Source organism: Streptomyces atratus (assembly GCF_014648655.1).
GTDB lineage: Bacteria > Actinomycetota > Actinomycetes > Streptomycetales > Streptomycetaceae > Streptomyces > Streptomyces atratus.
In genome coordinates, this window is record NZ_BMRN01000009.1 from 292,729 (window position 1) to 318,207 (window position 25,479).

Annotated in this window: 22 protein-coding genes and 1 pseudogene; 16 read left to right on the forward strand and 7 right to left on the reverse strand. The window is 68.8% G+C overall.

The annotated features are described in order from the left end of the window. Positions 1–117: 117 nt before the first annotated feature. Positions 118–504: pseudogene (locus IEZ15_RS44775) on the reverse strand (penicillin acylase family protein); the annotation flags it as partial. A 57-nt stretch (positions 505–561) separates the two neighbouring features. On the opposite strand from IEZ15_RS44775, the gene IEZ15_RS18435 reads away from it, so the two are divergent. Then, complete coding sequence (locus IEZ15_RS18435; RefSeq protein WP_189278128.1) at positions 562–2,070, forward strand: acyl-CoA synthetase; 1,509 nt, start codon at positions 562–564, stop codon at positions 2,068–2,070. A 132-nt stretch (positions 2,071–2,202) separates the two neighbouring features. Further along, the gene (locus IEZ15_RS18440) at positions 2,203–4,653 is read left to right on the forward strand and encodes an ATP-dependent Clp protease ATP-binding subunit (protein ID WP_189278130.1); all 2,451 of its coding nucleotides are present in this window, start codon (positions 2,203–2,205) and stop codon (positions 4,651–4,653) included. Between the two features lie 112 nt (positions 4,654–4,765). On the opposite strand, the gene paaK is transcribed toward IEZ15_RS18440, so the two are convergent. Then, on the reverse strand, positions 4,766–6,055 hold the full coding sequence (gene paaK, locus IEZ15_RS18445; protein WP_114242780.1) for a phenylacetate--CoA ligase PaaK: 1,290 nt from the start codon (positions 6,053–6,055) through the stop codon (positions 4,766–4,768). Between the two features lie 172 nt (positions 6,056–6,227). Between paaK and IEZ15_RS18450 the strand changes: the two genes are divergently transcribed. After that, positions 6,228–7,751: an alpha/beta fold hydrolase gene (locus tag IEZ15_RS18450; RefSeq protein WP_189278132.1), complete on the forward strand. Its 1,524-nt coding sequence runs from the start codon at positions 6,228–6,230 to the stop codon at positions 7,749–7,751. A gap of 28 nt (positions 7,752–7,779) precedes the next feature. Here the strand turns inward: IEZ15_RS18450 and IEZ15_RS18455 are convergent, their stop codons facing one another. Further along, on the reverse strand, positions 7,780–9,408 hold the full coding sequence (locus tag IEZ15_RS18455) for an FAD-dependent oxidoreductase (protein ID WP_189278134.1): 1,629 nt from the start codon (positions 9,406–9,408) through the stop codon (positions 7,780–7,782). Positions 9,409–9,674: 266 nt separating this feature from the next. Between IEZ15_RS18455 and IEZ15_RS18460 the strand changes: the two genes are divergently transcribed. The 7 genes from IEZ15_RS18460 (at position 9,675) to IEZ15_RS18490 (ending at position 14,983) form a co-directional block, all read left to right on the forward strand. Beyond that, positions 9,675–10,796 (forward strand): SchA/CurD-like domain-containing protein, encoded by a 1,122-nt coding sequence (locus IEZ15_RS18460; protein WP_189278136.1) that lies wholly within the window; start codon positions 9,675–9,677, stop codon positions 10,794–10,796. Positions 10,797–10,872: 76 nt separating this feature from the next. Further along, a complete protein-coding gene (locus tag IEZ15_RS18465; RefSeq protein ID WP_114242777.1) occupies positions 10,873–11,307 on the forward strand; it encodes a cupin domain-containing protein in 435 nt (144 codons plus the stop codon). Next, positions 11,304–12,572, forward strand: a complete 1,269-nt coding sequence (locus tag IEZ15_RS18470; RefSeq protein WP_189278137.1) for a beta-ketoacyl-[acyl-carrier-protein] synthase family protein — start codon at positions 11,304–11,306, stop codon at positions 12,570–12,572. The genes IEZ15_RS18465 and IEZ15_RS18470 overlap by 4 nt, the downstream gene beginning before the upstream one ends. Beyond that, positions 12,569–13,819, forward strand: a complete 1,251-nt coding sequence (locus IEZ15_RS18475) for a ketosynthase chain-length factor (protein ID WP_189278139.1) — start codon at positions 12,569–12,571, stop codon at positions 13,817–13,819. The genes IEZ15_RS18470 and IEZ15_RS18475 overlap by 4 nt, the downstream gene beginning before the upstream one ends. A 16-nt stretch (positions 13,820–13,835) precedes the next feature. Beyond that, positions 13,836–14,093 (forward strand): acyl carrier protein, encoded by a 258-nt coding sequence (locus IEZ15_RS18480; RefSeq protein ID WP_093897914.1) that lies wholly within the window; start codon positions 13,836–13,838, stop codon positions 14,091–14,093. Position 14,094: 1 nt separating this feature from the next. Continuing rightward, positions 14,095–14,574, forward strand: coding sequence for an SRPBCC family protein (locus IEZ15_RS18485; RefSeq protein ID WP_114242774.1), 480 nt, complete (start codon positions 14,095–14,097; stop codon positions 14,572–14,574). 76 nt (positions 14,575–14,650) lie between these two features. Then, positions 14,651–14,983, forward strand: a complete 333-nt coding sequence (locus tag IEZ15_RS18490) for a TcmI family type II polyketide cyclase (RefSeq protein WP_114242773.1) — start codon at positions 14,651–14,653, stop codon at positions 14,981–14,983. 85 nt (positions 14,984–15,068) lie between these two features. Here IEZ15_RS18490 and IEZ15_RS18495 read toward each other — a convergent pair whose 3' ends face one another. From IEZ15_RS18495 to IEZ15_RS18505, 3 genes are all read right to left on the reverse strand, one after another. After that, entirely contained in the window at positions 15,069–16,145 is a 1,077-nt protein-coding gene (locus IEZ15_RS18495; RefSeq protein ID WP_114242772.1) for a methyltransferase, read from the reverse strand. A 35-nt stretch (positions 16,146–16,180) separates the two neighbouring features. Further along, the gene (locus IEZ15_RS18500; RefSeq protein ID WP_189278141.1) at positions 16,181–17,269 is read right to left on the reverse strand and encodes a right-handed parallel beta-helix repeat-containing protein; all 1,089 of its coding nucleotides are present in this window, start codon (positions 17,267–17,269) and stop codon (positions 16,181–16,183) included. 218 nt (positions 17,270–17,487) lie between these two features. Then, on the reverse strand, positions 17,488–19,116 hold the full coding sequence (locus IEZ15_RS18505) for an acyl-CoA synthetase (RefSeq protein ID WP_189278143.1): 1,629 nt from the start codon (positions 19,114–19,116) through the stop codon (positions 17,488–17,490). A gap of 167 nt (positions 19,117–19,283) precedes the next feature. On the opposite strand from IEZ15_RS18505, the gene IEZ15_RS18510 reads away from it, so the two are divergent. The 5 genes from IEZ15_RS18510 to IEZ15_RS18530 all read left to right on the forward strand — a co-directional run bounded on the left by IEZ15_RS18510 (position 19,284) and on the right by IEZ15_RS18530 (position 23,611). Next, the gene (locus IEZ15_RS18510; RefSeq protein ID WP_093897920.1) at positions 19,284–20,084 is read left to right on the forward strand and encodes a crotonase/enoyl-CoA hydratase family protein; all 801 of its coding nucleotides are present in this window, start codon (positions 19,284–19,286) and stop codon (positions 20,082–20,084) included. A 16-nt stretch (positions 20,085–20,100) separates the two neighbouring features. After that, positions 20,101–21,054 carry a Zn-ribbon domain-containing OB-fold protein gene (locus IEZ15_RS18515; protein ID WP_189278145.1) on the forward strand — a complete coding sequence of 318 codons (954 nt, stop codon included), beginning with the start codon at positions 20,101–20,103 and terminating at the stop codon, positions 21,052–21,054. Then, positions 21,055–22,107 carry a thiolase family protein gene (locus IEZ15_RS18520; RefSeq protein WP_189278147.1) on the forward strand — a complete coding sequence of 351 codons (1,053 nt, stop codon included), beginning with the start codon at positions 21,055–21,057 and terminating at the stop codon, positions 22,105–22,107. Further along, the gene (locus tag IEZ15_RS18525; protein ID WP_114242766.1) at positions 22,100–23,266 is read left to right on the forward strand and encodes a thiolase family protein; all 1,167 of its coding nucleotides are present in this window, start codon (positions 22,100–22,102) and stop codon (positions 23,264–23,266) included. The genes IEZ15_RS18520 and IEZ15_RS18525 overlap by 8 nt, the downstream gene beginning before the upstream one ends. Positions 23,267–23,368: 102 nt before the next feature. After that, positions 23,369–23,611, forward strand: coding sequence for a DUF397 domain-containing protein (locus IEZ15_RS18530; RefSeq protein ID WP_189278149.1), 243 nt, complete (start codon positions 23,369–23,371; stop codon positions 23,609–23,611). Between the two features lie 654 nt (positions 23,612–24,265). On the opposite strand, the gene IEZ15_RS47060 is transcribed toward IEZ15_RS18530, so the two are convergent. Then, on the reverse strand, positions 24,266–24,430 hold the full coding sequence (locus IEZ15_RS47060) for a pentapeptide repeat-containing protein (RefSeq protein WP_189278151.1): 165 nt from the start codon (positions 24,428–24,430) through the stop codon (positions 24,266–24,268). 535 nt (positions 24,431–24,965) lie between these two features. On the opposite strand from IEZ15_RS47060, the gene IEZ15_RS18540 reads away from it, so the two are divergent. Continuing rightward, on the forward strand, positions 24,966–25,479 hold a 514-nt coding region (locus IEZ15_RS18540), incomplete at its 3' end, for a hypothetical protein (protein WP_229845955.1).

The following is a 25,479-nucleotide window of genomic DNA, read 5'->3' on the forward strand; positions in this document are numbered from 1 at the left end:
GCGCATCTCCTCCGGACAGCTCCAACCCGGCTTCGGCACGGCCCATATGGTGCCGCTCGCGATCGGCCCCTCACCGCCCCACGGGCGGGCAAGGACCGATCGCGCCTCACGGAACCACCGTCGTTCGTGCACCCGTACCACCCGCAGCGCGGGCGAGCGCAGAGTGTCCTTCGCGCAGAATCGGGACGTCACCCACCGCTCACCCGAGTACAGCTCGGTCCGGTCGCTGTAGTGCGGCGAATTCGGTTTGGAGGACTGGGAGTACGTGAGCCAGGTGCGTGCCACCGGGCATCTGGACCCGGTCCAGCCGACCGCCTGGATGCAACTGGATCCGGCCGACACGTCCGTACAGGAACCGGCGGCCGCGTCCCACACCGGGTCGATTTTGTTCCGGATGCCGAGGGACTCCGTACCACCGCCGAGCGGGAAGCGCTCCCCGTCGCGCAGGACCGTCCGGTATTGCCCCAGCGGTGCGTCCAGGGCAATCCCGGCCGCCCGCAGTTCGCCCCGACCGGTACCCGACCCCTTGACCACCGGGTTCCGGCCCCACAGGATCACGCCATGACAGGTGTACGGAGCAGCACAGTCGACGGCGTCGTGGCCCGCAGCGCCCGGCGTACCCCCGCGAGCACCGCCCTGCGGTACGCGGAGAGGTCCTGGACCTACGCGGAACTCGACACGGCCGTCAGTACCGCGGCGGCGGTCCTCACCGGCGAGCACGGGCTGTACCCCGGCGACCGGGTCGCCTCCTACGCGCACAACTCCGACGCGTATCTGATCGGCTACCTCGCCTGTGCCCGCGCGGGCCTGGTCCATGTGCCGGTCAACCAGAACCTCGCCGGTGACGACCTCACGTACATCCTCGACCAGTCCGGCAGCGCGCTCGTCCTCACCGACGCGGACCTCGCCGACCGGATTCCGGCCGCGTTCTCCGTACGCGCGCTGCGTGACGCGCCGGACTCCCTCCTCGACGCCATCGCCACCCCGCGTCCCTTCGCCCCGGAGCGCGAACCGGCCGCGGGAGACCTCGTCCAGCTGCTCTACACCTCGGGCACCACCGCACTCCCCAAGGGCGCGATGATGACCCACGGCGCGCTCGTCCACGAGTACGTCAGCGCGATCACCGCGCTCGATCTGCGCGCCACCGACCGGCCGGTCCACTCACTGCCGCTCTACCACTCCGCGCAGATGCATGTGTTCCTGCTGCCCTACCTCGCGGTCGGTGCAGAGAACGTCATCCTCGACGCACCGGATGTGAACCAGATCTTCGACCTCGTCGAGACGGGGCGGGCCGACAGCGTCTTCGCCCCGCCGACCGTCTGGATCGGCATCTCCCAGCACCCCGGCTTCACCACCCGCGAACTCGGCGGGCTGCGCAAGGCGTACTACGGCGCGTCGATCATGCCCGTGCCCGTACTGGAAAGGCTCCGCGACCGGCTGCCCGCGCTCGCCTTCTACAACTGCTTCGGACAGAGCGAGATCGGCCCGCTCGCCACCGTCCTCGGACCGGACGAGCACGAGGGCCGGATGGACTCCTGCGGCAGGCCCGTCCTCTTCGTCGAGGCCCGGGTCGTGGACGAGGACGGCAAGGAGGTCCCCGACGGCACGGCCGGTGAAGTGGTCTACCGCTCGCCCCAGTTGTGCGAGGGCTACTGGGACAAGCCCGAGGAGACCGCGGAAGCCTTCCGCGACGACTGGTTCCACTCCGGCGACCTCGCCGTGCGTGACGCGGAGGGCTTCTTCACGGTCGTCGACCGGGTGAAGGACGTCATCAATTCCGGCGGTGTCCTCGTCGCCTCCCGTCAGGTCGAGGACGCCCTCTACACCCACCCCGCCGTTGCCGAGGTCGCGGTGGTCGGGCTTCCCGACGACCGCTGGATCGAGGCCGTCACCGCCGTCGTCGTCCTGCGCGATGAAGCGACACAGTCCGAACTCATCGACCACGCCCGTGAGCGGCTCGCTCATTTCAAGGCCCCGAAGAAGGTCCTTTTCGTGGAGGAGCTGCCGCGCAATGCGAGCGGCAAGATCCTCAAGCGGGAGCTGCGCGACCGGTTCGCGCGGGGCCGCTGAGCCTGCCTGATTTCCTCCGGTCGCATGATGGTCCGGCGTGGCGAAGACTGGGTGTGTTCGGGCAAGCGACGACAGCAGGGGGCGCGCGGTCGTGCGGAGCCCGCGGCAGCCCGCGCCGGATCGGTGATCACTGTGACGACTTCCCCCTTCGGGTCGGACGACCCGTTCTCCGACCTCTTCAACCGCTTCTTCGGCATGAGTCCGGCGGCCTCTCCGCCGGCCGTGCAACGCGTGCCCATCGGCCGCCTCCTCAGCGACTCCTCGCACGAGCTGCTGGCGGCTGCCGGCGGCCGGGCCGCCGGGGACGGATCCGACCTGGACACCGAACATCTGCTGTGGGCCGCCACTCAGGTGGCGCCGGCCCGCGGCATGCTGGAACGGGCCGGCGTCGATCCGGACAAGCTGGCGGCGGACCTGCAGGAGGTGCTGCCCTCGGGCAGCGGGAACGGGGAGCCCGCCCTGACGCCTGCCGCGAAACGGGCTCTGCTGGCAGCTCACGCTCGGTCCCAGGCAAGCGGCGCGTCGTACATCGGCCCCGAGCACATCCTCAGCGCGCTGCTGGAGGACCCGAGTTTCGGTGCCGCGCAGATGCTGCGCTCCGAGGGGACTTCCCCGCAGACGTTGCGCGAGGGCTTCGGCGGCCGGCAGCCCGCGACCGGCGGCCACAGCAGCACCCCGACCCTTGACGACTACGGGCGGGACCTGACCGAGGAGGCCCGCAGCGGGCGACTCGATCCTGTGGTCGGCCGGGCCGACGAGATCGAGCAGACAGTGGAGATCCTCTCCCGCCGGTCCAAGAACAATCCCGTGCTCATCGGCGATCCCGGCGTCGGCAAGACCGCCATCGTGGAGGGGCTTGCACAGCGGATCGTCTCCGGTGACGTGCCCAAGGCCCTGCAGGACAGGCGGGTCGTCTCACTCGACATGGCCGGACTCGTCGCAGGCTCCAAGTACCGCGGCGAATTCGAGGAGCGGCTCAAGAAGGTGATCGACGAGGTCACCGCTGCGGAGAAGAACATCATCCTGTTCATCGACGAGCTGCACACCGTGGTCGGCGCCGGGAGCGGAGGCGAAGGCGCCATGGACGCCGGGAACATTCTCAAGCCCGCGCTGGCCCGCGGAGATCTCAGTCTCGTCGGCGCGACCACCATCGACGAGTACCGCAAGAACATCGAGAAGGACGCCGCCCTCGAACGCCGCTTCCAGCCCGTGATGGTGCGCGAGCCGACCGTGGACGAGACCGTCGAGATCCTGCGGGGGCTGCGCGACTCGTACGAGGCGCATCACCAGGTGCGCATCACCGACGAGGCCATCGACGCCGCAGCCGCGCTGTCCGACCGCTACGTCACCGACCGTTTCCTGCCGGACAAGGCCATCGACCTCATCGACCAGGCGGGGGCAAGGGTGGCGCTGCGCGGTGTGGGCGGCAGCACCGAGGCCGCCGACCTCAAGGACCGGCTCACCATGCTGAACCGGGAGAAGGACCAAGCGGTCGGCAACGAGGACTTCGAGCGTGCGGCCGAGATCAAATCGCTCATCCAGGAGACGGAGAGCCGGCTCGCCGATCTCGGTGGGGAACGGGCCGAGGTCGGCGACGTCACTGCCGAAGACATTGCCGAAGTGCTGTCCAGGCGCACCGGTATCCCCGTCTCACAGCTCACCGAGACCGAGCGCGAGCGGCTGATGAAGCTCGAAGAGGCGCTCCACAAGCGCGTGATCGGCCAGGACGAGGCGGTCACCGCCGTGGCCCAGGCCGTGCGTCGTGGCCGGGCGGGCATGGGCGACCCCGGCCGTCCCACCGGCAGCTTCCTCTTCCTCGGCCCCACCGGCGTCGGCAAGACCGAACTCGCCAAGGCAGTCGCGGAGTTGCTGTTCGGCGAGGAGGACCGGATGGTCCGCTTCGACATGAGTGAGTTCCAGGAGAAGCACACCGTCTCCCGGCTTGTGGGATCCCCGCCCGGATATATTGGCTACGAGGAGGCCGGACAGCTCACCGAGGCGGTACGCCGCAAGCCCTACAGCGTCCTGCTCTTTGACGAGGTGGAGAAGGCCCACCCGGACGTCTTCAATCTGCTGCTCCAGGTCATGGACGACGGGCGGCTCACGGACGCGCAGGGCCGCACGGTCGACTTCCGCAACACCGTGATCATCATGACCAGCAACATCGCGTCGAAGCACATCCTGGACCACTCGGGCTCGGTGGACGAGATCAGGGACGACCTCATGGCCGAGCTGCGGGCGCATTTCCGGCCCGAATTCCTCAACAGGATCGATGAGATCGTCGTCTTCCACGCCCTGACCCGGAAGGACCTGATCCGGATCGTCGACCTGCTGCTGGAGCGCAGCCGCCGCAGACTGCACGCGCAGAAGATCAACCTGGAAGTCACCGAGACGGCCAAGGAGTTGCTGGCCAACCTCGGCTACCAGCCCGAGTTCGGCGCCCGGCCGCTGCGCCGCACGATTCAGTCCGAGCTGGACAACCGGCTGTCGAACATGCTGCTCGACGGGACACTCAACCCCGGCGACACAGTCGTCTGCGACGCCCGGGACGGCGAGCTCGCCTGCACCATCGCCGGTTCGTAAGGCTGAGGAGCCCGCAGCCGCAGGCTCCAAGTGGAATCACACGACTGGAGCGAACGGCCGCACGAGCCCGGAAAGGCCCGAACACGAGCCCGGGAAGGGCCGAAAGAGAGGCCTAACGCTCCCCGCGCTCGTCCACGATCCGCCTGAACTTGCCGACCGACCTCTCCAGCGTCTCGGGATCGACGATCTCGACCCCGACCGACACCCCGATCCCGTCCTTGACGGCCGCCGTGATCGACTCCGCGGCGGCCGCCCGCTGCTCCGGTGTCGCCCCGGCCCGTGCCTCCGCCCGTACGGTCAGTGCGTCGAGGCGGCCCTCGCGGGTCAGCCGCAGCTGGAAGTGCGGCGCCACCCCCGGCGTGCGCAGCACAATCTCCTCGATCTGGGTGGGGAAGAGATTCACCCCGCGCAGGATCACCAGATCGTCGCTGCGTCCGGTCACCTTTTCCATCCGCCGGAACACCCGCGCCGTGCCCGGCAGCAGCCGGGTCAGGTCCCTCGTCCGATAGCGGATCACCGGCATGGCCTCCTTGGTGAGCGAGGTGAAGACCAGCTCGCCCTCCTCGCCCGGAGGCAGCACCTCGCCGGTGAACGGATCGACGACCTCCGGATAGAAGTGGTCCTCCCAGATGTGCAGCCCGTCCTTGGTCTCCACGCACTCCTGCGCGACACCGGGCCCCATCACCTCCGAAAGACCGTAGATGTCGACCGCGTGGATCGCGAACCGTTCCTCGATCTCGCGCCGCATCTCCTCCGTCCACGGCTCGGCACCGAAGATCCCGACCTTCAGGGAGGTCGCCCGCGGATCGACGCCCTGCCGCTCGAACTCGTCGAGGAGCGTCAGCATGTACGACGGCGTCACCATGATGATCTCGGGCCGGAAGTCCTGGATCAGCTGTACCTGGCGGGCCGTCATGCCACCGGACGCCGGGATGACCGTACAGCCGAGCCGTTCCGCCCCGTAGTGCGCCCCCAGGCCGCCGGTGAACAGCCCGTACCCGTAAGCCACATGGACCTTGTGCCCGGGACGGCCGCCGGCGGCCCGGATCGAGCGGGCGACCACGTCCGCCCAGGTATCCAGGTCCCGCTGGGTGTAACCGACGACGGTGGGACGGCCCGTCGTCCCGCTGGACGCATGGATCCTCCGTACGCGGTCCTCGGGGACGGCGAACATGCCGAAGGGGTAGTTGTCCCGCAGATCCGCCTTGGTCGTGAAGGGGAAGCGGGCGAGATCGGCGAGCGTACGGCAGTCGTCCGGGTGCAGACCGGCCTTGTCGAACGCGCTCCGGTAGTGGCCGACGTTCTTGTACGCGTGGTGCAGCGTGGCCCGCAACCGCTTCAACTGGAGTGCCTCCAGCTCCTCGCGGCCCAGTCGTTCCGCAGCGTCCAGCAGAGCCGTCATCCGGATCTCCCTCTTCCGTGCAGGCGACCGATCATTCGGTCGATCTTTCGGTAGTAGTAATTCAGGATCTTCCGCCACATGGCAAGAGGGGCGACGCAGCCCATCGGGATCACGGCTTCGCTCATACCGAACACGGCCGCGCCACCCGGCCGGCCCTGTTTGGATGGCGTGCATGCCGACCTTCCACGCATACGACGGGACCGAACTCGCCTACCGCCTTCTGGGGAAGGGCGCACCGCTGATCTGTCTGCCCGGCGGGCCGATGCGGGCCGGTGCGTACCTGGGGGACCTCGGCGGACTCTCCGCCCGACGCCGGCTCGTGGTGCCGGATCTGCGCGGCACCGGGGACTCCGCGGTGCCGGACGACCCGTCGACGTACCGCTGCGACCGGCTGGTCGACGACGTCGAGGCGCTGCGCGAACATCTCGGCGAGGAACGCATCGACCTGCTCGCCCACTCCGCTTCCGCCAACCTGGCCGCGCTCTACGCTGCCCGATACCCGGAGCGGCTGCGTACGCTCACGCTCGTCACCCCCGGCACCCGGGCGGTGGGCATCGACGTCACCGGCCAGGACTGGTGCGAGGCGAGTGAACTCCGGTGTGACGAACCGTGGTACGCGGAAGCCCGGGCCGCTTTGGACGACTTTCTCGCGGGTCGCGCCTTTGACCAGGTCCGCGCCGCTGTCGCACCGTTCGCCTACGGACGCTGGGACGACGCCACCCGGGCCCATGCCGCGGCAGCACCCGGACAGACCAACTCCGAGGCCGCAACGGTCTATTACCAGGAAGGCGTCTTCGACCCGGCCGCCACGAACGCCGCACTGGCGGCGGTCGCCGCACCAGTACTCGTCCTCGCGGGGGAGTACGACGCGGGACCGACCCCGGACCGCGCCGCCGAACTGGTGGCGCTCTTCCCGAACGCCGAGTTCGTCGTGCAACGCGGCGCGGCGCACTTCCCATGGCTGGACGATCCGGGTGCCTTCGTCCGTACGGTCAACGCCTTCCTCGATCCGGAAGTGCTCAGCGTGCAGGCCGGTGGCACACGGCTTGCCTACCGGGTATGGGGGGATCCGTCGGCGCCGCCGGTCGTGCTCGTCCATGGTCGCGGCGGCGACAGCAGGACCTGGACCGAGATCGCCGAACGCCTGGCCGCCGAACACCGGGTGTACGCATTCGACTTCCGTGGGCACGGCCTCAGCGACTGGCCCGGCCGCTACTCCTTCGAGCTGTTCCGGGACGATCTGCACGCTTTCCTGGAGGCCCGGAACCTGGCAGGCGCCACCGTGGTCGGACACTCCATGGGCGCCGCTGCCGCCTATCTGCTCGCCGAGCAGGAGCCCGGACTGATCGGCCGGCTCGTCCTGGAGGAGGTCCCGCCGCCGTTCCCGCTCGACCCGCCGCGAGGCCCCGTCGAACGGCCCGACGAGGAACTGGACTTCGACTGGTCCGTGGTGCCGTCGACCAACGCCCAGCTGAACGAACCGGACCCGGCCGGCCGGGAACGCCTCGGCGAGATCACCGCCCCGACCCTCGTCATCGGTGGCGGCCCCGCCAGCCAGATCGCCCAGGACAAGCTGGTCTGGATGGCGGGACGGATACCCCGTGGCCGCTTCGTCACCATCGAGGCCGGACACCTCGTGCACACCGAAAGGCCGGACGAATTCCTCACGGAGCTGCGGTCGTTCGGTCTGGTCTGACGCATTCCCCGGGCGCTCGCCGACAGGGTCAGGTCCGGTGCAGCAGGGTGGTCAGGACCTCGTGGAGGGTGGCCTCGGCGTCGGCCGCGGAACCCGTCGACCGCCAGGCCACGAAGCCGTCGGGACGCACCAGCACGGCGCCTTCGGGCGTCGTGCCGTGGATCTCGGCCCAGTCGGCCCCGTTCTCCGGCTCCAGATCGGCTCCCGGGCCGATGCCGTACGCCTGGAGCTGTAGCGAAAGGCGGGCGGCGACCCGTGCCGCCGCCCGCCGCCACGTCACGTCCTCACCGTCGGTGAGCAGCACGAGGGTGCGCTCGTACAGATCCAGAGTGGACTTGCGATCACCGGCCTGACGGACCCACAGATGGGGTGCTCGACTGCCGGGTCGACCGTTCAGCTGCATTCCCTGCGGCACCACGGGCTGCTGCGGATCGGCACCCAGCACGGCGCCGCGGACATAGCGGTAGCCCAGTGCCACGGTGAGCATGCCGCCCTGCTTCCCGCCGCCCACGCCCGGCGCCGCCGCGTATCCCGGGTGGCTGTGCTCGCTGGAGCGCGCCGAGGCCCGCGCGCTCGTCGCCTGAGCCACCGGCAGCCGCTCCGCCTCGTATGTGTCCAGTAGACCCGGGCCCGCCTCGCCCCTGAGTACCGTGGCGAGCTTCCAGGCCAGGTTGTGCGCGTCCTGGATGCCGGTGTTGGAGCCGAACGCCCCGGTTGGGGACATCTCATGGGCCGAGTCCCCGGCGAGGAAGACCCTGCCGGACGCGTACCGCTCGGCGACCCGCTCCGCGGCGTGCCACGGGGCCTTGCCGGTGATCTCGATGTCGATGTCCGCAGCGCCGACCGCCGTACGGATGTGCTCGGCACACCGCTCGTCGGTGAAGTCCTCCAGGGTTTCGCCCAGTTGGGGCTGCCACGGCGCGTGGAACACCCACTCCGTCCTGTTGTCCACCGGCAACAGGGCCCCGTCCGCTGCGGGGTTGGTCAGATAGCAGACGATGAAGCGTCGGTCACCCACTACATCGGCGAGCTGCCGGGAGCGGAAGGTGATGCTCACGTTGTGGAAGAGATCGCCCGGCCCGGTCCGGTCGATGTGCAGCTGCTCACGGATGGGGCTGCGCGGCCCGTCGGCCGCGATGAGGTAGTCCGCGCGCACACTGATGTGCTCTCCGGTCTCCCGGTTCTTCAGTGCCGCGTCCACTTCCGACCCGTTCTGGTCGAAGCTCTGCATCTCGGTGGAGAACCGCAGGTCCCCGCCCTGTTCACGGGCCAGTTTCACCAGCACGGGTTCCAGATCGTTCTGGCTGCACAGACACCAGCCGGCCGGGCTGAAACGGGCGAGTCCGCCACCCGGGTCGATCTCCTTGAACAGCCACTTCTGGTCGTCCCCGGTGAGCGAGCCGGCTTGCAGAATGCCGTGGTTGTCGGCGAGGACCTCGGCCGCCTCCCGGATGCCCTGCTCGGCGCCCGCCGTGCGGAAGATTTCCATCGTGCGCACGTTGTTGCCGCGTCCGCGAGGATGTGTCGAGGTGGATCGGTGCTTCTCGACCAGCAGATGCTCGATGCCGAGCCGGCCGAGGAAAAGTGAGGCGGACAGGCCCACCAGGGAGCCGCCCACGATGAGGACCGGTACGCGGAGGTCGACGTTCTCGTTCATCAGTTGCTCCAGCTCGGACGCTGTTCGGATGCATTGTTCAATGCCCTTGTCGGAGCGGTTCGGACGGTCGCTCACCTGAACGGTTCATAAATCTCGCGCCACCCGGACCAGCGTTTCACGATCGGTCACGGAGACGATGCCCGCGGTCACGGGGCGGACCGACGACGTCCGCCGGGAGAGTCCCCGCTCCGAATCCACTCGCCAACCGACGGTTGACGGCATGCCATCCGGCGTGACCACGAAACTGTCTCGAAGGAGATCGAAAGATGACCACCACCCTCTCGGAACGGATCTCCCAGTCCGCCTTCGACGGTTCCAGGTTGCGTGTCGTTCTGCTGCTGGACCTGTACGAAGGGGCCCAGAAGCAGTTCCTGGAGGCGTATGAGCACCTGCGCAATCAGGTGGCATCCGTCCCCGGGCACATCAGCGACCAGCTGTGCCAGTCCATCGAGAACCCCTCCCAGTGGCTGATCACCAGCGAGTGGGAGAGCGCACCGCCGTTCCTCGCCTGGGTGAACAGCGAAGAGCACGTCGCGACGGTCCAGCCGCTGCACAGCTGCGTACGCGACACCCGTTCGCTGCGCTTCAGCGTCCTGCGGGAGACCGGCAAGGCGTTCGAGCTGGCGCCCGATGCGGCCAAGGGCCGCCTGCAGGCGTCACCTCGGCTGGGCGACGGGGTGGTGCGCCACGCGCTCACCTTCACCGTCAAGCCGGGCACAGAGGACATCGTGGCGAAGATCCTGGCCGATTACGAGTCCCCGAAAGCCCGTGTCGACGAAGGCACCCGACTGCGCCGCACTTCGCTCTTCATGCACGGAAACCGCGTCGTACGGGCGGTCGAGGTCGAGGGCGACCTCCTAGCGGCCCTGCGGCACGTCGCCCGGCAGCCCGAGGTCAGGGCCGTCGAAGAGGCCATCAACCCGTACCTGGAGCAGGACCGGGACCTCGGCGACCCGGACTCCGCCCGGATGTTCTTCACCCGAGCGGCACTCCCGACGGTCCACCACGTGACCGCGGGCCGGCACAAGGCCGAGGACATCCGCCGACACGCACTCTTCTACCAGGCCAAGGAGGGCTGCGGCATGGCACTTGCCCGGCTGCTCGCCAGCCATGACGAGGAGGCGGCCGACGACCCGGCGAGCATCATCGACAGCAGCACCATCTTCCAACGCGACGACGTCGTCGTCCGCCTCCTCGAAGCGGTCGGCCCGATCGACGCGAAGCCGGCCCAGGTGGTCGGCATCGACGGCCCCGGCAAGGTGGCCAGGCTCGGACGCCTCCTCGACGGCGGCGCGAATGCCGTGCCCACGACCGAGCAGGGTATCCCGCACTTCCTGACGGAGTCCGAGATGACCCTGATCACGGATCGGCAGGCCATGGATTCCTGAATCGCGCATCCGCACCCTGGGGGGTTCTCGCTCAACCCGTCATCACAACGCGCAATGCGCCAGGAGGAAAGCAGTCATGACCATGCACCGGCCACGCATCGTGGACCTCAGCGAGACGCAGCCCAACCGCAGGCGCGGAGGCGACCTTCGCGCCATGCTCACGCCGACGGCCGTGGGAGCCACCAGCGGTTTCATGGGGCTGGCCATCGTTCAGCCCGGCGACCGCATCGGCGAGCACTACCACCCGTACTCCGAGGAGTTCGTGTACGTCGTGAACGGTCTCCTGGAGGTGGATCTGGACGGCGAACCGCACCGGATGCGGCCCGACCAGGGCCTGCTGATCCCTCCCCATGTACGCCACCGATTCCGAAACGTGGGCGACGTCGAGGCCCGTATGGTCTTCCACCTCGGCCCCCTCGCCCCGCGCCCGGAACTCGGCCACGTCGACACAGAGCGCACGGAGTCCGGCGAGGGCGTCGCGCCGCCGGAACGAACGGAGGCCGCCTCATGACCCGCCGCGTGGGGGTCACCGGTGTCGGCGTCGTGGCCCCCGGCGGCATCGGCGCACCGGCCTTCTGGGACCTCCTCGCGAACGGACGCACCGCCACCCGGGGCATCACGCTCTTCGACCCGGCCGGCTTCCGCTCCCGCATCGCCGCCGAGTGCGACTTCGACCCGGCGGCGCACGGACTGGACGCGGACCAGGTCGCCAAGTCGGACCGGTACGTCCAGTTCGCGATGGTTGCCGCCAGGGAGGCCCTCGGTGACGCGGGGCTCGACCCGGAGAAGGTGGATCCCTGGCGGATGGGTGTGTCGCTGGGCACCGCGGTCGGCGGCACCACCCGACTGGAGCACGACTATGTCGCCGTCAGCGGCAGCGGCGCCCGCTGGGATGTCGACCACCGGCCGGCCGGTCCGCATCTGGAGCGGGCCTTCTCACCCAGCTCCCTCGCCTCGGCGGTGGCCGAACAGGTCGGCGCGCACGGCCCGGTGCAGACCGTCTCCACGGGCTGCACCTCCGGTCTCGACGCGATCGGGTACGCCTTCCACTCCATCGAGGAGGGCCGCGTCGACGTCTGCATCGCCGGGGCGTCCGACTCACCGATCACCCCGATCACGGTGGCGTGCTTCGACGCGATCAAGGCCACCTCGGCGAACAACGACGACCCCGAACACGCCTCCCGGCCGTTCGATTCGCGCCGCGACGGCTTCGTCATGGGCGAGGGCGGAGCGGTGCTCGTGCTGGAGGAGCTGGAGCACGCCCGGGCCCGAGGCGCGACCGTGTATTGCGAGATCGCGGGCTACGCCACCTTCGGCAATGCCTACCACATGACCGGGCTGACCCCCGAAGGGCTGGAGATGGCCGAGGCGATCAACCGAGCCCTCGACCACGCCCGCATGGACGGCTCGCAGATCGACTACGTCAACGCGCACGGCTCGGGCACCAAGCAGAACGACCGGCACGAGACGGCCGCCGTGAAGCGGGCACTGGGCGCGCACGCCTACGACGTGTCGATGAGCTCGATCAAGTCCATGGTCGGCCACTCCCTGGGGGCGATCGGGGCCATTGAGATCGCCGCCTGCGTACTCGCCCTGGTCCACCAGACGGTGCCGCCGACGGCGAACTACGAGAGCCCGGACCCGGAGTGTGACCTCGACTACGTGCCGCGCACCGCACGTCCCCTGAAGCTGCGCAGCGTGCTCTCGGTCGGCAGCGGGTTCGGCGGCTTCCAATCCGCGGTGGCCCTGACGAGAACAGGTGGGAGGACACCATGAAAACCCGTAAAGCGCGGCGCACCGTAGTCACCGGTATCGGTGTCGTCGCACCCAACGGCACCAACACCGAGGCCTTCTGGAAGAGGACGCATGAAGGGATCAGCGTCCTCGACCGGGTCACCCGCGAGGGGTGCGAGCAGCTTCCGCTGCGGGTCGCGGGCGAGGTGCGGGGCTTCGAGGCGGCGGAGCTGATCGAAGAGCGCTTCATCGTCCAGACCGACCGGTTCACGCATTTCGCGATGGCCGCCGCGGACATCGCGCTGGACGACGCCAGGCTCGGCCGCGCCGACTACGAGGATTCGCCCTTCGACATCGGTGTGGTGACCGCTGCCGGCTCCGGTGGCGGCGAGTTCGGCCAGCGGGAACTCCAACGGCTGTGGGGACAGGGATCCACCTACGTGGGTCCGTACCAGTCCATCGCCTGGTTCTATGCCGCCAGCACCGGCCAGATCTCGATCCGTGGCGGCTTCAAGGGGCCGTGCGCGGTTGTGGCCAGCGACGAAGCGGGCGGTCTGGATGCGCTGGCGCATGCGGCCCGTTCGATCCGCCGCGGTACCGAAGCGGTGGTGGTCGGCGCGGCCGAGGCACCACTGGCGCCCTACTCGGTCGTCTGCCAGCTCGGGTACGAGGACCTGAGCACCCGTGACGACCCCGCCCGCGCCTACCGGCCGTTCACCTCGGACGCATGCGGCTTCGTGCCGGCCGAGGGCGGCGCCATGCTGGTGGTCGAGGAGGAGCAGTCGGCCCGTCGGCGCGGGGCCCGTATCCGGGCCGAAGTTGCCGGGCACGCTGCCACGTTCACCGGGGCGGCCCGGTGGGAGGAGTCCCGGGAGGGCCTCGCCCAGGCGATCATCGGTGCCCTGCGGGAGGCCGACTGCGCGCCGGACGAGATCGACGTCGTCTTCGCGGACGCGCTCGGCGTACCGGCGGCCGACAGCGCCGAGGCGCTTGCGATCGCGGACGCACTCGGTGCGCACGGCCGACAGGTACCGGTGACGGCGCCCAAGAGCGGCATCGGGCGCGCCTACTGCGGTGCGCCGGTGCTGGATGTGGCCGCCGCCGTGCTCTCCATGGAGAACGCGCTGATACCGCCCACCCCGAACGTATTCGATGTGTGCCACGACCTCGATGTGGTCACCGGCCAGGCGCGCCCCGCGGAACTGCGGACGGCGCTCGTGCTCAGCCGCGGGCTCATGGGCTCGAACGCGGCGATGGTGCTGCGGCGCCCCACCGACATCCAAGTGTGAGTAAGGAGAAGTCCTCATGACCGATCGACTGACCTACACGGAACTCGCCGTCCTGATGAAGAAGGGCGCCGGACTCACCGTCGACCCGCGGGACATGGAGAAGCGCCCCGGGTCCGCCTTCGACGAGTTCGGCCTCGACTCGCTCGGCCTTCTCGGCATCGTGGGCGTGCTGGAGAACCGGCACGGAAGGGCGCTGCCGGCAGATGCCGACCGCTGCAAGACCCCCCAGGAATTCCTCGACCTGGTCAACACCACCCTCATGACTGGAGCCTGAAGTGTCCGGACACACCGAGAACGAGATCACCATCGCCGCCCCCCTGGACCTCGTCTGGGACGTGACGAATGATCTGGAGAACTGGCCGCGGCTGTTCAGTGAGTACGCTGCGGTCGAAGTCATCGAACGGGACGGCGACAGCACGACGTTCCGCCTGACCATGCACCCCGACGAGAACGACAAGGTCTGGAGCTGGGTCTCCGAGCGGACCGTCGACCGCGCCGCACGCACGGTCCGCGCCCGCCGCGTCGAGCCGGGCCCGTTCCAGCACATGAACATCCGGTGGGAGTACTCGGAAGTCCCCGGCGGTACGAAGATGCGCTGGTCCCAGGAGTTCGCGATGCGGCCCGACGCGCCCGTCGACGACGCGTGGATGACCGACAACATCAACCGCAACTCCAAGGTCCAGATGGAGCTCATCCGGGACAAGATCGAGCAGCGCGCCCGGGAGCGCCGTACCGCCTCGGTGTCTGCCGGCTGACCAGCCGTCCGCCCACGACTCGCCGCCCGGCCGCCCGGCCGGGCGGCCGGGCCGGGAACCAGAAAGGCATCCCACGATGCACCACGCTCTGATCGTCGCCCGGATGGCGCCGGGTTCGGCGCCGGACATCGCCGAGCTGTTCGCCGCCTCCGACAGCACTGAACTGCCGCACCTCGTCGGAGTCACCAGGCGCAAGCTCTTCCAGTTCGGCGACGTCTATCTGCACCTGATCGAATCGGACCGTCCGCCGGGTCCCGAGATCGCCAAGGTGACGGAGCACCCGGCGTTCAAGGACATCAGCGACAAGCTCACCGCATATGTGAGCGCGTACGACCCGAAGACCTGGCGCGGCCCCAAGGACGCCATGGCCCACGAGTTCTACCGGTGGGAGCGCGGCACCACTGCTTGAGATGGCAAATCGCCCCGGGGCCGGCCGACTGGCCGGCCCCGGGGCGATTTCCGTTGTTCCCGGCAGGGTTCGCCGGGCAGGGAGATCAGTCGGGGACCACGCATTCGAACGCGTGGAGGTAGGGGTTGACCGGGACGACCCTGCCGATCAGCAGCCCGGCATCCGAGATCCGGGTCACCAGGCTCTCCCTGGTGTGCTTCGCACCGCCGACATTGAGGAGCAGCAGCAGGTCCATCGCGGTGGTGAACCGCATCGACGGGGTGTCGTCGACGAGGTTCTCGATGACGACGACCCTGGCTCCGGGGCGGGCTGCCGCGACGACATTGCGCAACGTCCTGCGCGTGCTGTCGTCGTCCCACTCCAGGATGTTCTTGATGATGTAGAGATCGGCCTTGACGGGGATGGCCTCGCGGCAGTCCCCGGCCACGATACGGGTCCGGTCGACGAGCGGTCCCTCGTCCCGCAGCCGGGCGTCGGCCCGTGCCACCACACCCGGCAGGTCCATCAGAGTACCGCGGAGCGACGGGTGCTTCTCCAGCAGGCTGGCCAGCACGTGTCCCTGGCCGCCGCCGATGTCGGCGACCGAGGACACCCCGGTGAGGTCGAGGAGTTCGGCGACATCCAGCGCGGACTGCATGCTGGAGGTGGTCATGGCCCGGTTGAAGATCTGGGCCGAGTCGTGGGCGTCCTGGTGGAGGTAGTCGAAGAACCCCTTGCCGTGCACGTCCGCGAAGACGCTCTTGCCGGTGCGCACCGCCTCGTCGAGGCGCGGCCAGACGTCCCAGGTCCAGGGCTCGGTGCACCACAGGGAGATGTTGCGCAGGCTGTTCGGGTCGTCCTCGCGCAGCAGGCGGGACATCTCGGTGTGGCTGAAGTATCCGTCCGGGGTCTCGGAGAAGATCCCGTAGCAGGACAGCGCGCGCAGCAGCCGGCGCAGCGGCACCGGCTCGGTCTTCACCAGCGTCGCGAGCTCCTCTGCGGTCGCGGGCGTCTCGCCCAGCGCGTCGGCGACACCCAGCCGGGCCGCGGCGCGCACGGCGGCCGCGCGGGCCGCCCCGAAGACGATCTCGCGCAGCTGCATGGCCGGCTGAGGGGGCGTGACGGGGTGCGGGAGGGCGGCGTGTACGGGGGGCGGTGTGGGGGTGGGACTCACAGTGGTCATGCTGTTTCGCTTCTCCTAGTGCGGGGGTGCACCGGTCAGCACATCCCGGCCGGTGTGGACTTCTTGCAGACGTTGGCGACGAAGGTGTTGTTCTTGCCCGTGTCGTTGTTGGCCAGGTCGGCCGGCTTGTTGCCGAGCGCGACATTGGCGCTGATGGTGTGGCCGGTGTTCTTCGTGCCCACGAAGCTCTTGAACAGCACGACGCCTCCGGAGAGCGGCGTGGCGCCCACGTTGTTGCTGATCGTGTTCGAGCGGACCTGGGTGTCCGCGGCGCCGGTGAGCACGATGCCGGAACCCTGGATGGCGGGCAGGCGTTCGGTCTTGGCGCAGTACTTGTTGTTGTCGGTGATCTGGTTGGACTGGATCGTCATGGCTCCGGCCTGCGGTTTGCCCTCGTCGCCCACGATGAAGGCACCGCTGCAGTTGCCGGTGAAGGTGTTGTCGTGGACCGACAGGTTTCTCACGCGCCTGGCGGTGAAACCGATCCGGTTGTCCGCCAGTGTGTTCTCCTGGATCTCGGTGCCGCGGGTGTCGGTGGCGCCGCCCTCCTCGTCCACGGTGTTCGCGACGAAGAGGCCCGCGTCGCCGTTGGCGCGGGCGGTGTTGCCCGTGAACCGGCCGCGGGTGGAGCGCTCCTGGGCGATGCCCCAGACACCGTTGTGCTCGGAGGTCACGCGCCGGACGGTCAGCCGGTCCGTCCAGGAGGCCCAGACGCCGTTCTTCTTGAATCCGGAGACGGTGAGCGAATCGATGCTCACGCCGTCGACGGTCCGACCCTTCTTGCCCAGGACGCAGATGCCGCTGCCGGCCTTCGCGCAGGCGTCGGTGGACTGCGTCTTTCCCGTCGGGGGCTTGATGACGGTTCGGCCGCCGAGGCCGCGCAGGGTCAGGCCCTTCTTGTCGATCAGGACGGTCTCGCGGTACGTGCCGGGCATGACGACGACCGTGTCGCCGGGCTTGGCGGCGTTCACCGCCTTCTGGATCGACCCGCCGGCGTGCACCACACGCGGGCTCGCGACGGTGGTGGACGGAACTGCCGTCCCGAATACCGCGGCCGAGACGACGAGTCCCGCGGCCGAGACGGTCGCGACAGAGACAAGGCTCATGATGTGTCGTTTCCTCATGAGCCGACGCTATGGGCGATTTCCCCCTATTGCCACATAGAGGTGAGCGGTCGGGTACACAGCGTGCCCGAATGGCTCAGTCCGGGGCTACCACCCGGTGTGCGGAGCCGATGCGCGACGGCGCACTCGGGTGATCCGGTCCGGAGCCCGTGCAGGTGTTCCTCGGGTGCACCTGGCCGGGCGCCATCCGGGTGGCTTTCGGTGCTCGGTTTCCGGTCTCAGCCCTCGGGTCCGCGCCGGGGGGCGACGACCGAGCGGGCCCACCGGTAGTCGGCCTTGCCGCTCGGTGAGCGCTGGATCCGTGGGGTGATCACCAGCCGGCGGGGGATCTTGTAGCCGGCCAGACGGGTCCTGCAGTGCGCCTGGACGTCGTCGAGCGAGGGCTCGGCCGCCCCTTCGCGCAGCTGCACCACCGCCGCGACATGATTTCCCCACCGTTCGTCGGGCACCCCGGCGACCAGTGCGTCGTACACATCCGGATGGGCCTTCAGCGCCTGCTCGACCTCTTCGGGGTACACCTTCTCGCCCCCGGTGTTGATGCACTGTGAACCCCGGCCGAGCACTGTGACGATGCCGTCCGCGTCGACGGTCGCCATGTCACCGAGCAGGACCCAGCGCTCGTCGCCCCTGCGGAAGAACGTCTCCGCGGTCTTCTGCGGGTCGTTGTAGTACCCGAGCGGCACATGGCCGCGCTGGGCGATCCGCCCCGGCTCGCCCGGAGCAACCGGCTCGTAGGTCGCCGGATCGACCACCGCCGTACGGGAGTTGACCTGGAGCCGGAACCCCTTCTCCGGGCCCGAGTCGGCCGTTGCCGTACCGTTGAACCCGGACTCCGACGAGCCGAAGTTGTTCAGCAGCATCACCGTCGGCACCAGTGCCTGGAACTCCGCACGCACCGAGTCCGACATGATCGCACCCGAGCTGGAGATGGAGAACATCGATGAACAGTCGGTGCCCTTCAGCGGTCCCTTCAGTGCGTCGATCAGCGGCCGCAGCATCGCATCGCCCACCAGGGACACGCTGGTGACCTTCTCCTTCTCGATCGTACGGAGCACCTCCTGGGGTACGAACTTGCGATGGATCACGACCCGCTGCCCGAAGTTGAAACCGATGAACGCGGTGAGTGTCGAGGTGCCGTGCATCAGTGGGGGAGTGGGGAAGAAGGTGATCCCGTCACCGCCGGCGGCCACCCGCTCGGCCAGCTCCTGCGGGGTCTTCACCGGCTCACCGGTCGGCGCACCGCCGCCGAGGCCGGAGAAGAAGAGGTCCTCCTGGCGCCACATCACACCCTTGGGCATTCCGGTCGTGCCACCGGTGTAGATGATGAACTGGTCGCCGGCCGACCGCGGCGCGAAGCCGCGCTCCGGGCTCCCGGCCGCCTCGGCGTCCGTGAACGCCACGGAGTCCGGCCCGTGGACGCGCGCCACCGGTGCCCCCACCCGGATCAGGTGACGGAGGGTCGGGGCCTTCGGTGCCGCGGCCGAGACCCGTTCGTCGAACTCGGCGTCGAAGACCAGCGCCGCCAGATCCGCATCACGGTAGAGGTAGACCAACTCCTCTTCCACGTAACGATAGTTGACATTGACAGGGACGATACGGGCCTTGAGGCAGGCCAGCACCGTCTGGAGGTACTCGACTCCGTTGTAGAGATGCAGCCCCAGATGCTCGCCGGGGGTGATGCCCGCCTCGATCAGATGGTGGGCGATGCGGTTGGCGGCCGCGTCCAGCTCCGCGTACGTCAGGCGGCGCTCCGCACCCGTACCGGGGTGATCGAGGTAGACGAGCGCCTCGCGTTCCGGGACCGCGTCGACGACCGACTCGAACAGGTCGGCAAGGTTGTACTCCACCGTTCCTCCTGACCCCGGATGCTGACTGGCTCGGCGGTCATTAGAGCGCCGGGAGGCACAAGTGGGAAGGGGTGCCGTCGAAGAAATCTGACTGACTGTCAGAAAACTATTGAACTGGACCCCCGCCTACTGCAACCTGTTCTAGGTCTTGAGACGGGAGGCAGGCAATGGGTGGTACGGAACACCTCACCGTGCAGCGCGAGGGCGCCACGCTGGTGCTCACCTTGAACAGGCCGGAGGCGAAGAACGCACTCTCGCTGCCGATGCTGGTCGGGCTGTACGACGGCTGGCTGGCGGCGGACGAGGACGACACCGTTCGCTCGGTGGTCCTCACCGGCGCGGGCGGCTGCTTCTGTGCCGGCATGGACCTCAAAGCCCTGGCGGGCAAGGGGATGGATGGCGAGCAGTACCGCGACCGGATGACCGCCGACCCCGATCTGCACTGGAAGGCGATGCTGCGTCATCATCGCCCCCGCAAACCGGTCATCGCCGCGGTCGAGGGCCACTGCGTGGCGGGCGGAACCGAGATCCTGCAGGGCACCGACATCCGTATCGCCGGTGCGAGCGCCACCTTCGGGCTCTTCGAGGTCAAACGCGGACTGTTCCCCATCGGCGGCTCGACGGTGCGGCTGCCCCGCCAGATCGCCCGCACCCACGCCCTCGAAATGCTCCTCACCGGACGCCCGTACAGCGCCGACGAAGCGGCCCGCATCGGGCTGATCGGCAGAGTCGTCCCCGACGGCACCGCACTGGAACAGGCCCTCGACGTCGCCGAGCGGATCAATGCCTGCGGCCCGCTCGCCGTCGAGGCCGTCAAGGCCTCCGTGTACGAGACCGCCGAAATGACCGAGACCGACGGGCTCGCCGCCGAACTGAAGCGTGGCTGGCCGGTCTTCGCGACCGCCGACGCCAAGGAAGGCGCCCGCGCCTTCGCCGAGAAGCGCCCGCCCGTCTACCGGCGCGCCTGAAGCCAAGGAGACAATCGTGCCCGACGTCCTCAGCGCACCACTGGTGGTCGAGTTCCCCTTCACCCGCTCTCTCGGCCCGGTCCAGAGCGCCTTCCTCACCGGGCTGCGCGAACGGACCGTGCTCGGCGTGCGGACCGGCGACGGAAAGGTCCTGGTTCCGCCCGTCGAGTACGACCCCGTCACCGCCGAGGAACTGCGCGAACTGACCGAGGTCGCCACCACCGGCACCGTCACCGCCTGGGCCTGGAACCCGGCCCCGCGCCGCGACCAGCCCCTGGCCACCCCGTTCGGCTGGGTGCTGGTCAAGCTGGACGGGGCCGACACAGCCCTGCTCCATGTCCTCGACGCGCCGGGACCCGAAGCCGTGAACACCGGTATGCGGGTCCGGATCCGCTGGGCCCCACAGCGCACCGGTGCCATCACGGACATCGCCTGCTTCGAACCGTACGACGGCGAGGCGACGGCCGAAAGCACTCCGCACAGCGGCGAGTTCGCCGACCCCATCACCGGCATCGTCACCCCGGCCCGCCTCGACTACACATACACCCCCGGCCGAGCCCAGAGCGCGTACCTCAATGCCCTCGCCGAGCAGCGCATCGTCGGCGAGCGCTGCCTGTCCTGCCGCAAGGTGTACGTCCCGCCCCGCGGCGCCTGCCCCACCTGTGGCGTCGCCACCGCCGAACAGGTCGAGGTCGGCCCGCGCGGCACCGTCACCACGTACTGCATCGTCAACATCAAGGCCAAGAACGCCATGAACGACGCCATCGAGGTCCCGTACGTCTACGCCCACATCGCCCTAGACGGCGCAGGCCTCGCCCTGCACGGGCGGATCGGCGGCATCCCGTACGACCAGGTGCGGATGGGTCTGCGGGTCGAGCCCGTCTGGACCGAGGGCGGCCGCCACCCCGACCACTACCGGCCCACCGGAGAGCCGGACGCCGCCTACGACGCTTACAAGGAGCTGCTGTAGATGCGAGACGTAGCGATCGTCGCCTTCGCACAGACGGATCATCGGCGGCGCACCGACGAACTCTCCGAAGTCGAAATGGTCATGCCGGTCCTGCACCAGGTCCTCGACGCGACCGGCCTCAGGGCACGCGACATCGGCTTCACCTGCTCGGGATCCAGCGACTACCTCGCCGGCCGCGCCTTCTCCTTCACCATGGCCCTCGACGGCGTCGGCGCCCACCCGCCGATCTCCGAGTCCCATGTGGAGATGGACGGCGCCTGGGCGCTGTACGAGGCATGGGTGAAGATCCAGACGGGCGAGGCCGACACCGCGCTCGTCTACTCCTACGGAAAGTCCTCGCCCGGTGAGGTGCGCGACGTCCTCACCCGCCAGCTCGACCCGTACTACGTCGGCCCGCTTTGGCCGGACTCCGTCGCACTTGCCGCACTTCAGGCGCAGGCGCTGATCGACGCGGGCGACACCGATGAGGCCGCCCTCGCCGCGATCGCCACCCGCAGCCGCGCCGCCGCCGCGGACAACCCGCACGCCCAGATCGCCGGGCCGGTCCCGGCCGGCGAATACGTCGTACAGCCGCTGCGGACCGGTGACTGCCCGCCGATAGGAGACGGTGCGGCGGCTGTGATCCTCGCCGCCGGCGACACCGCACGGGCGCTGTGCCCCCGTCCCGCCTGGATCCGCGGTATCGACCACCGCATCGAGCCCCACAGCCTCGGGGTCCGGAGGCTGACCGAATCGCCGTCCACCCGGCTCGCTGCCGAACACGCCGGGGTCTTCGAACGACCCGTGGACACCGCCGAGTTGCACGCCCCGTTCACCTCCCAGGAGGTGGTGCTGCGCAAGGCACTCGGGCTCGACGGCAGCGTCACCGTCAACCCGTCCGGCGGTGCGCTCGCCGCCAACCCCGTCATGGCCGCCGGGCTGATCCGCCTCGGCGAGGCCGCGGCCCGTATCCACCGCGGGGAGTCCGACAGAGCACTCGCCCACGCCACCTCCGGGCCCTGCCTGCAACAGAACCTGGTCGCCGTCCTCGAAGGAGAGAGTGCTCATGCCTAAGGAGCCCGTGGCCGTCGTCGGCATCGGTCAGACCAAGCACGTCTCCGCCCGCCGGGACGTCTCCATCGCCGGACTCGTCCGCGAGGCCGCCGTCCGTGCGCTGGAGGACGCGGGGCTGACCTGGGCGGACATCGACGCCGTCGTCATCGGCAAGGCACCCGACTTCTTCGAGGGCCTGATGATGCCGGAGCTCTATCTCGCCGACGCCCTCGGCGCGGTCGGCAAACCGATGCTCAGAGTGCACACCGCGGGCTCGGTCGGCGGCTCCACTGCACTCGTCGCCGCCAATCTGGTGTCCGCGAGGGTGCACCGTACCGTCCTCACGCTCGCCTTCGAGAAGCAGTCGGAGTCAAACGCCATGTGGGGCCTGTCGCTTCCCATCCCGTTCCAGCAGCCGCTGCTGGCGGGCGCGGGCGGCTTCTTCGCTCCGCACGTCCGGGCCTACATGCGCCGTACCGGAGCGCCGGAAACGGTCGGCTCCCTCGTCGCGTACAAGGACCGTCGCAACGCGCTCAAGAATCCGTACGCGCACATCCATGACCCGGACATCACCCTGGAGAAGGTCCAGTCCGCACCGATGCTCTGGGACCCGATCCGCTACTCGGAGACCTGCCCGTCCTCCGACGGGGCCTGCGCGATGATCCTCACCGACCGTGCCGGTGCGGACCGTTCGCCGCATCCGCCCGCCTGGGTGCACGGCGGCGCGATGCGCAGTGAACCGACGCTCTTCGCCGGCAAGGACTTCGTCTCGCCGCAGGCGGGCAAGGACTGCGCCGCCGATGTGTACCGGCAGGCGGGGATCGGCGACCCCCGAAGGGAGATCGACGCCGTCGAGATGTACGTGCCGTTCTCCTGGTACGAACCGATGTGGCTGGAGAACCTCGGCTTCGCCGACGAGGGCGAGGGCTGGAAGCTCACCGAGTCCGGGGTCACCGAACTCGACGGAGATCTGCCCGTGAATCCCTCGGGCGGGGTGCTCTCCACCAATCCCATCGGCGCCTCCGGCATGATCCGCTTCGCCGAAGCCGCGTTGCAGGTACGGGGACAGGCGGGCGAGCACCAGGTGACGGGGGCGCGAAAGGCGCTCGGCCATGCGTATGGCGGCGGGGCGCAGTTCTTCTCCATGTGGCTGGTCGGAGCCGAGCCTCCCACCCGCTGACCGCGGTCCGTCCCGGACCGGTGGAAGCCCCGCCCGCGGCCTGTCCCAGGCCGCCGTCGGTGGCTGGGCTTTGGCCGGGGACGACAAGCGGGAGGAGCCGACGTGACCGAGAGCGCCACCAGCCGGCAGCCCTTTGCGGGCTGGGACAAGTCGGACCTCGATCTCAGCAACGCGGACCGGCACTCGGGCAGTCAGGGCGCGGGCGATGTCCAGATCGCCTTTGTCGAAGGATTCATCGCGATGCGCAACGCCGGAAAACCCGGCAGCCCGTCGCTGATCTTCACCCCGGTCGAATGGCGAGCCTTCGTGGTGAACGCCCGCGACGGCGAGTTCGACCGCACCTGAGGACCGGACACCCGGCCCAACTCTTCACGCCACAGCAGCGCTCCGGCACCCAACCGTCGTCAACAGCAAAGTAGTTGAGCTGTGTGTGTCTGCGCTGCACACCTCCAGGTGGGGCCTCTGTGGTTCCTCCGCAAGTGCCCAGCGCCGTGTCATCCGCGGTTCGTACTCAGCCGACCTCGCCGCCGAGCACGGAGTCTGGATCCGCGACGCCATCAACGCCTGGGGCAACGAACTCGGCATCCCCCTCAATCCGGCAGCAAGGCCCGCAACAGGGTCGACATCGCTGGACACGACCGCGGCCTCACCGCGGCTGGCATAGGCGGCGGCCTTACCGGCAAGGGATGCCTCCATCGCCATCGTCGACGGCCCGGTCAAGGACATGGCCGGCGTCGACCCCCCGACCGTGCGGAAACGTGCATGGGACTGGTGGCAGGTCGTACTCCAGACCTGCCTCGAAGCAGACGGGGCGATCTGCGTCATACAGACCTGCCGGCACGAAGGCGACCTCTCCGGCTGCATTCTCGCCGAAGCGAACGAGTGGCACGTCATCGAACTGCCTGCCGTCGCCGAGTTGGCCACCGACATCCTCGGTGGCCAACTCGGCGAACCCCTTCCGCCTGGCCTCTGCAACGCATACTCGGACGCGCCCCCGGATCAGGGGGCCACCTGCCGGCTTGTCGGCGCGAGGGCCGCCTCCGCGAGGTCCGCCTTCGTAAGGTTTGTGCCCCTGCTGGTCGGGAACGTGAGGTCCGCGTGCGCGAGATTCGCGTTCCCGAGCTCGGCGCGGTTGAGATCCGCGTCCGAGAGATTCGCGCCCATAAGCCTGGCAGCCGAAGTTCCGCCCCTATGAGCTTCGCTCCCGCCTCTTACGTCCACCGTGCCGAGTAGTCATGCCGCTTCATTCCGACACCCTGTGGGCGCTAATCAGCGGAACCCGGTTCCTATATGTCGTGCCGGCCTATGGAAGGCCGCGAGTGGCGCAATTGGTTTCCCTTATTACAATAGCTTCTTTGCCTCGGCGACATGGCAGTGGCAGTCCAGGGATAAGGAATCCCTTGTTGCCGTTCCTGTGCTGTGTAACGCTGTCAAAAGGCTGATGCGGACGAGTCCGGAGGGGCGATGGGATGGCTGGCGTCAGCCGCAAATCCCGTTGCGTGCTAAGGGGGCGACTGTTCGCCCGTTCATGCGGAGTCGGCTCGAAATATCCGCCAAGTCAGAGGGTCTCGGTGCGAGGTTATTCGCTCGTTTCGAGGTGCTGCCGACATCGCACCAACGGTATTACAGCGCAGTCCTGAGCCTGTTGTGTGTGGCTGTGTGCATGAAATGCACCGCCGCGACATTCTGAGGAGGAATCATGAAAAGAAAATCGGCTCGCGTGAAGAGCCTGCGCCTGATCGTCGGTTCACCACTCTTGGCATCTCTTGCGCTGTCGTCGGGCGTTGCCTTCGCCTCTTCGGGGTCGCCGCCATCGCAAGGTGAGGTGTCCGCCGGGACTCTGACGCCACAACAGCAGCCGGACAAGATCAGTGATGTAACCAAGCTGCGCTGCAAGAGTGGTGTGGTCCGCACTCAGCGCGGCATTCTGGCCTGCAAGGCATCGCCGAAGGCCGTGACGAAGGTCATCGTGATCAAGGAGCCGCGCAGGATCAGCGCCAACACCAACTTCAGCCAGAACACCAACGTCAACCAGAACACCAACATCAACCAAAACACCAACATCAACCAAAACACCAACGTTAACCAGAACACCAACGTCAACCAGCTCCCGGTCCCGAACCCGGTCCCGAACCCGGTCCCGAACCCGGTCCCGAACCCGGTCCCGAACCCGGTCCCGAACCCGGTCCCGAACCCGGTCCCGAACCCGGTCC